Source organism: Emticicia sp. (assembly GCF_043780375.1).
In the GTDB taxonomy this organism is placed as follows: domain Bacteria; phylum Bacteroidota; class Bacteroidia; order Cytophagales; family Spirosomataceae; genus Emticicia.
The window spans coordinates 20,342-27,963 of the sequence record NZ_JAYWCU010000073.1 but is presented as its reverse complement, the minus strand read 5'-3'; the positions used below and the strand labels follow the sequence as shown (position 1 = coordinate 27,963).

The 7,622-nt window shown below is 34.5% G+C and carries 6 protein-coding genes; 1 reads left to right on the top strand and 5 read right to left on the bottom strand.

The window, feature by feature from the left end:
- Window positions 1-153 precede the first annotated feature (153 nt).
- Complete coding sequence (mraY, locus tag ACH2CJ_RS05820) at window positions 154-1,374, bottom strand: phospho-N-acetylmuramoyl-pentapeptide-transferase (protein ID WP_394991307.1); 1,221 nt, start codon at window positions 1,372-1,374, stop codon at window positions 154-156.
- 212 nt (window positions 1,375-1,586) lie between these two features.
- Between mraY and ACH2CJ_RS05815 the strand changes: the two genes are divergently transcribed.
- Complete coding sequence (locus ACH2CJ_RS05815) at window positions 1,587-3,107, top strand: zinc-binding dehydrogenase (RefSeq protein WP_394991306.1); 1,521 nt, start codon at window positions 1,587-1,589, stop codon at window positions 3,105-3,107.
- Between the two features lie 90 nt (window positions 3,108-3,197).
- On the opposite strand, the gene ACH2CJ_RS05810 is transcribed toward ACH2CJ_RS05815, so the two are convergent.
- The 4 genes from ACH2CJ_RS05810 to ACH2CJ_RS05795 form a co-directional block, all read right to left on the bottom strand.
- Complete coding sequence (locus tag ACH2CJ_RS05810; RefSeq protein ID WP_394991305.1) at window positions 3,198-4,511, bottom strand: ATP-binding protein; 1,314 nt, start codon at window positions 4,509-4,511, stop codon at window positions 3,198-3,200.
- A 235-nt stretch (window positions 4,512-4,746) separates the two neighbouring features.
- On the bottom strand, window positions 4,747-6,132 hold the full coding sequence (locus ACH2CJ_RS05805; protein WP_394991304.1) for a M56 family metallopeptidase: 1,386 nt from the start codon (window positions 6,130-6,132) through the stop codon (window positions 4,747-4,749).
- Window positions 6,129-6,500 (bottom strand): BlaI/MecI/CopY family transcriptional regulator, encoded by a 372-nt coding sequence (locus ACH2CJ_RS05800; protein WP_394991303.1) that lies wholly within the window; start codon window positions 6,498-6,500, stop codon window positions 6,129-6,131. Before ACH2CJ_RS05800 ends, ACH2CJ_RS05805 begins: the two co-directional genes overlap by 4 nt.
- A gap of 122 nt (window positions 6,501-6,622) precedes the next feature.
- A complete protein-coding gene (locus tag ACH2CJ_RS05795) occupies window positions 6,623-7,594 on the bottom strand; it encodes an AAA family ATPase (RefSeq protein ID WP_394991302.1) in 972 nt (323 codons plus the stop codon).
- Window positions 7,595-7,622 lie beyond the last annotated feature (28 nt).

Sequence of the window (7,622 nt, the reverse complement as noted above, 5' to 3'; positions counted from 1 at the left end):
TTTGAAAGCATAGCACCGCTACGGTTGAAAAATTTACTCAATTTGTAGCCGAAAAGATGGTGTTTTTCGACTTAAAATACTTTCGCAGGAAGTCTAATAAAAAAAGGTGATAAACCAACGATTTATCACCTTCAAAATATATAAATTTGACTCTTATCTCAATTTCAAAGTTACCAAACAAGCAACAGCCAATACGATTCCAATAATCCAGAAACGGGTTACGATTTTTGCTTCGTGATAACCTTTTTTCTGAAAATGGTGGTGCAATGGCGACATTAAAAATAAGCGGTTTTTCTGGGCAAATTCCAGCCCACTCTTTCGTCTTTGGTATTTAAAATAGCTTACTTGCATAATCACCGAAAGCAATTCGACTAAGAAAATACCACACATTACTGGAATCAACAACTCTTTTCTGAGTGCCAATGCCAATACAGCAATAATACTTCCGAGCATCAAACTGCCTGTATCTCCCATGAAAACCTGAGCAGGATAAGCATTATACCACAGAAACCCAATACAGGCTCCGACAAACGCCGCACAAAAAATCACGACCTCTCCAGAGTTTGGAATCATCATGATATTGAGATATTGCGAAAAAACTTTATTGCCCGATAAATACGCAAAAACAGCTAAAGTAAGTCCAATAATAGCAGAAGTTCCTGCCGCCAAACCATCAATGCCATCGGTGATATTTGCTCCATTGGAAACTGCTGTAATGATAAAAATCACAATCAAAACATAAGGAATCCAAGCTAAATTTTCGGGTAGCCAACTACCAAAAGCATGGTAATCAATCTCATTATTTTTGAAAAAAGGAACAGTTGTAGTAAGTGAGTGCGTATCAAAATATTTTTGAACTTCTCCAACAGCGGTACTTATTTTAGCTTTTTCGTAAACTCTAATTTTTACATAATCATTAAAATAAAGCGTCAGTCCGACAATTATACCTAAGCCAACTTGTCCAATAATTTTGAAGCGACCTTTCAAGCCCTCTTTGTCTTTCTTGAAAACTTTGATATAATCATCGGCAAAGCCAATTCCGCAAGTCCACAATGTTGCAATGATAAGCAGAACGATATAAACATTATCTAATTTGGCAAAAAGTAACACAGGAATCATCAACGAAGCCAAAATGATGAATCCACCCATCGTTGGCGTACCTTTTTTTTGCATTTGACCTTCAAGCCCAAGATCACGGATAGATTCTCCGATTTGTAGTTTTTGCAGCAAAACGATGATTCTTTTACCGAAAATAGAGGCAATCAGCAGTGAAAAAACAATTGCTCCCATGGCACGGAAAGTGATATACTGAAACACGCCAGCACCTGGAAAATTGAAAGCCTTGTCGAGGTAGGTAAATAAGTAGTAAAGCATAGAACATTAGATTTTATAGGAAAGTGGGGCAAAGATAGTTTTTTTTAAAAATTTAAGAAATAAATGAATAAAAAAAGTGAAAAATGAGTGTAATTTTTGCGTTTTTTGTGAAAATTATAGTCCACTGACCATAGTTTACAGTCGAAAGTTTGTGTGAACTATTGATTGTCATCGGTAAACTATTTACCTCAAATTCAACAAAATAAAAAACGATGAAAGCCCTCCTTTGTAAACAATTTGGCAAGCCCGATACGCTGATTTTAGAAGAACTCGAATCTTTAAAAGCTGAGGCAGGAAAAGTCGTAATTAGTGTAATGGCATGTAGTGTAAATTTTCCTGATACGTTGATTATTCAAAATCTTTATCAATTTAAACCTGCTTTGCCTTTTTCGCCTGGAGGCGAAGTTTCGGGCATTGTAAAGGAAGTTGGAGAGGACGTAAAGCACCTAAAAGTAGGTGATAAAGTTTTTGCGATGACAGGTTGGGGTGGAATGGCAGAAGAAGTATTGGTTGATGCTCGAAGAGTTTTTCCGATGTTACCGAAAATGGATTTTGTAATGGCAGCTTCGGTGATGTATAATTATGGAACATCGTATCACGCCTTAAAAGACCGTGCCGAACTGAAAGCAGGCGAAACTTTATTGGTTTTGGGTGCAGCAGGTGGCGTTGGTTTAGCTGCCGTTGAACTCGGCAAACTAATGGGTGCAAAAGTAATTGCGGCGGCATCAACCGATGAAAAATTGGCGATTTGTCAAGAAAAAGGAGCAGATTTCACAATAAACTATACAACTGAAGATTTACGAGAAAAAATAAAAACAATCACCGAAGGCAAAGGCGTTGACGTAATTTATGATGCCATTGGCGATAAATTTGCCGAACCAGCCTTACGCTCAATCGCTTGGAAAGGGCGTTATTTGGTAGTTGGTTTTGCCGCAGGCGAAATTCCAAAAATTGCTTTAAACTTGGCTTTGCTGAAAGGTTGTGCCATTGTCGGTGTTTTTTGGGGACAATTTGCCGAGAAAGAAGCAGCCAAAAATTTTAAAAATATTCAAGAATTGGCAGGTTATTTTATGAAAGGACGTTTACGTCCACACATCCATAAATTATATTCACTCGAAAATGCGGCTGACTCTTTGAATGATTTGATGAATAGAAAAGTGATTGGAAAAGCGGTTGTGGTGATGTCGGATGAGGTGAAGATGCCAAGTTTTACTGCTTCTGAATCTAAAGAAAGTGAAATGGTAAAAACGGACGAGCCTGCAAATTCACAATCTGGAATGTTGGTATTCAAAGATTTAGCTGCTTTGAAAGCTCATGTTGGGAAGGAACTTGGCACATCAAGTTGGCAAACTCTTTCACAAGAAAAAATTAATGATTTTGCCAAAGCAACTTTAGACGACCAATGGATTCATGTTGATGTAGAAAAAGCCAAACTTTCCCCTTTTGGTGGTACAATTGCTCATGGTTTTTTGTCGCTTTCGCTTTCACCAAAATTCATGTATGAAATGTTCAAAGTAGAATCTGCTCAAATGGGACTGAATTATGGCACAAATAAAGTGCGTTTTATCTCGCCAGTACCCGTGAATAGTCGAGTTCGCATGAAGGCAACTTTAAAAGCAATAGAAGATATGCAACCAAGCGGTGCAAAACTCATCATTGATGCTGTTTTTGAATTGGACGGTTCAGAAAAACCTGCTTGCGTGGCAGAGTTATTGAGCGTGATTTATGAGTGATGAAGGTCTGTACCGCAGGTCTAATTTTTTAATCTTTGTAAAGGCTCATTTTAAAACAGTTTTTTTAGAAAAATAAAAGTTTATATTATTTCAAGACACTATTTTTTTTACTGCATACAAAGGATATATTTTTACATGATTTATTGCAGAGAAATTTTCTAAAGATACCCTGATTCCCTCGTCTATTTTTTTTTCGTCAAGAAAAATATACAAACTTTGCATTGTTCCTTTTGTACCCGCTTTTACCTCAATTGGTACTATTTTTTCTTGTTTTTGAATGATATAATCAACTTCTGCTTGACTATTCTTTGCTTCTCGCTGCCAATAGTATAGGTCTTTTTTTTCATAAGGAGGTGTGTTTTTTAGAAGTTCTAAACCAACAAACAACTCTGCAATATTTCCTTTATTAATTACATTAAAATCATCTTCGATGAGTAGTTCGCTAATATTCAAACCCAAAATTCTTTGAAAGATACCAGTATCAAAAATCAAAAATTTGCGTTTTTTTACATTAATTTCAGCTCCTAGGGGTATTCCGTTACACGCCGAATGTGTAACAGGAAAAACCAAACCTGCCAATGTCAAAAGTTCTAAGGCTTCCTTAATTTGAATATTATTTAATGTGGCGTTGGGATAGGAGTATGTGAATTTATTTCCTACTTGTTGTACTACGGCATTGAAAACTTCTCTAATTTTCGCAGTTGACACCCTATTTTTGTATTTTGCAAAATCGACTTCAATTGATTGAGTCAAGTCTTCTAAAACACGTTGAACTTCAAGCAGGTCTCCATTGGCAACATACGAATTTACCGCTTCGGGCATTCCTCCTATGATTAAAAACTTTTTAAGATATTTTTTTAATTTTTGATGGATAATATCAGGAATTGTTTGCTCAGGAGTTGCTTTATCTAAAACTTTGAGTAAACTATTCTCTTTGAATGCCAATAAAAATTCCTCAAATGAGAAAGGAAACATAAATATTGAGCGGATTCTGCCAACACCAAACGATGGAAGCTCGGCTAAGGCAAACTCTAATAATGAACCCGCAGCTATCAAATGTAAGTCTGGTAGTTTTTCGTAAAAATAGCGTAATGACGAAATAGCTGGAAGGCAAGATTGTATTTCATCAAAGAATAGTAGTGTTTTACCACTAATAATTGGCGTATTTGTAACAACAGCGAGTTGCTCACATATTTCTATTGGAGTAAGTCCTTTGTCAAAAATAGCCTGATAGTTTGGGTTTTCCTCGAAGTTTATTTCAACAAAATATTGAAATTGTTTGGATAAATTCTTTACTGATGAAGATTTTCCTACTTGTCTTGCACCACGCAACATCAAAGGTTTTCTTTGTGGTAAATCCTTCCAATTCTCTAATTCCGTATCAATTTTTCTTTGTAAATACATTTGATTTTGAAAAATACAAATCAAAATTAAAGATTAAATGATAAAAATCCAAATCAATATTGTGTATAAATAAACAAAAATCTAAATCAATGTAGAGAGTTGTATTAAATTAAGGTTTATGTTGGGATGAACGAATTGCTTGCTTGGTAGAGTTATTGAGCGTGATTTATGAGTAGAAAAGGCATTTTGCAGGTCTAACTTTTATTAGTAAAACCTGCAAAATCAGTACCGCTTATCAGCTTTTTTTGTTGAGTTTGTTTTTATTAGTTCTTTTATCAAGAAAAAACAAAGGAGATTCTTTTACTTCTTTAATATATACTTCATCGTAGTATTTATGTGTCATCAAATCAATTTGAAAACGGCGGTTGCCAACTTGAGCATTTTTGTATAGTCGGCTAATCGAAAACTCGGCAATATCAGCCGCTTTATAATTGTTAAGTTTACTATTTGGAATTCGTTTTGAATCTACCCACACACCATATTTATCGGTACTTGCCCACAACTCCATCATTTCATCAGTTGTAGTGTTTTTTTCAGAATAACTTGGACTTTCACTAAGCTTTTTTTTCTCTTCGTCTGTTAGTTCACTATATTTTTTGGGATATTTTATCTTGCCTTTTTCATGGATAGCAGGATTAAAATCCTCAAAAATATGAATACTCGCATTATTCATATTAACATCCTTCTGCGTTAACTTCTTTTTTGATTTATCAATTGGAACGACCTGTATTTCAAGAGATTTAGTAGGTTTTTGTGCAAAAGAAATGTCAATAAAGCTAAATAGCAAAATCAAAAAAACGGGCAACAGCATTACTTTTTTGAGCAAAGCTACTTTGGCGGAGGTGTGAGCTGTCATCATTAGAAGTCGTTGTTTAGTGATTTGAAAAGTTAAATTACTTGTAAGATTGAAAGTAAGACTGCCAATGGATTTTTGTAAAAGTAATTCTTGATAAAATCGAATATTTTGAAATTTCTGATTGACAGCATCATCAGCCATAAACTCATGATTGAGCCGAATCGCTTTTTTGTAAAAATAAAGTAGCGGGTTAAACCAAAAAACGATGAGTAAAATTTCGATAAAAAGAATATCCAAGGTATGAAACTGACGAATATGTGTCAGTTCGTGACTTATCAATTCGTTTTCAATACTATTATATTCATCTTCGTTAATGAAAACATAATTCAGAAAAGTACAAAGTTCAACCTTTTCTTTGAGCAAAATAAAAGATTTTCCATCAACTATGACTTTTTGATTTTGCCTGATTTTATTCGTAAAAACAAGTAGATTTTTTGTAAATTTTATTAATAAAAACAAAGTAATTATAATATAAATATATTTTATAATGCCTTGATAATCAGTATTTTGTATTTCATTTCTTGTGATTTCATTCGGAATATTAATAGGAATGTTTTCTGTGGAAATGAATTTATTTACCTCTTCTATTTCTATATTCTCTTGTGCAATTTCGACTGAAATGAGCGGAATAGAAAAGCTAAAAATCAAACTAAATAATAAGAAATAGCGATTGAAATGCAACATTTTTTCTTTTTCTAAAAAGAATTTATAAACGCCCAAAAGGATGAGTAAACACGCACTCGATTTCAAAAGATAGAGTATCATTTTTTCTTTTTTTCGATTTGATTATCAATAATTTTTTTCAATTCTTCTAATTCAAATTCACTAAAATCTGTTTTTGATGTAAAAAATGAAGCAAATTGTGTAACTGAATTATTAAAAAACTTGTTAATCATGCCATTCATTTGCTTTGAAAAATAATCGTTTTTTTCTATCAACGGATAATATTCCCTTGAATTTCCATATTCTCGATATGCTACAAAACCTTTATCAATCATTCTTTTCAAAAGTGTAGCAACGGTTGTTGGGGCAGGTTTAGGTTCGGGATAGGTATCTAATAAATCTTTCATAAAAGCTTTTTTTGCATCCCACAAATACTGCATTAATGTTTCTTCGGCTTCAGTTAATTTCATTTCTACGTTTATAGATTTGTTTCTACAAATGTAGAGTATAAAATTACTATTTTCCAAACTTTATGAAAAATATTTTTCATAAAATCAATTTAAAGCAAAAAATCTAAGGTTTTAGTTAAAAATCATCTCCCAATCGCCACTTTTTTCAGCACATTATCAATTACTTCACGAGTGGTGAGTCCGTCGGCTTCAGCTTCGTAGTTGAGAATAATTCGGTGGTTGAAAACATCGTGAACTAAAGCTTTAATGTCTTCTGGCAATACATAGTCTCGTTCGTCGAAATAAGCGAGGGCTTTGGCGGCATTATACAAGGCGATTCCTGCACGAGGCGAAACCCCAAATTGTATGTAGCGAGCTTCGTCTTTCATGCCATATTCGGCAGGGCGACGAGTAGCAAAAACCAACTCAATTATGTAGCGTTCGAGCATTTCGGAGATAGAAATTCGATTAATTTCTTGTCCAATGGCAGCAATTTCTTCTTTATCTAAAATAGGTTTCGGAACATAGTTTTCGTTAAGATTCGCTATTTTTCTAACCATTTCGAGTTCATCGTTTTTGTTCAAATAATCAACAAAAACCTTCATCATAAACCTATCTACTTGGGCTTCTGGCAACGGATACGTTCCTTCTTGCTCAACAGGATTTTGGGTTGCCATCACCATAAATGGGCGGTCGAGTTGGTGCGATTCGTCGCCGATGGTCACTTGTTTTTCGGCCATCGCTTCCAATAAAGCCGACTGAACTTTTGCTGGAGCTCTATTTACTTCATCGGCCAAAATCAAATTAGCAAAAATTGGTCCTTTTTTAACTTCAAAATCTCCTGATTTTTGGTTGTAAATCATTGTACCCACCAAGTCGGCAGGAAGCAAGTCGGGTGTAAACTGAATACGATTAAAACCCAAATCTAAAACCTTAGCTAAAGTGTTGATAGTCTTGGTTTTAGCGAGTCCAGGCACGCCTTCGAGCAGGATATGTCCGCCCGTAAAAAGTCCAATCAACAAACGATTAATCAATCGTTCTTGACCAATGACAACTTTGCCTGTTTCCGAAAAAACTTCTCTTATTTTTCTATGTAAAATTCTTGAGCTTTCCATATATTTTGCAGCACGATTCTTAAAATCG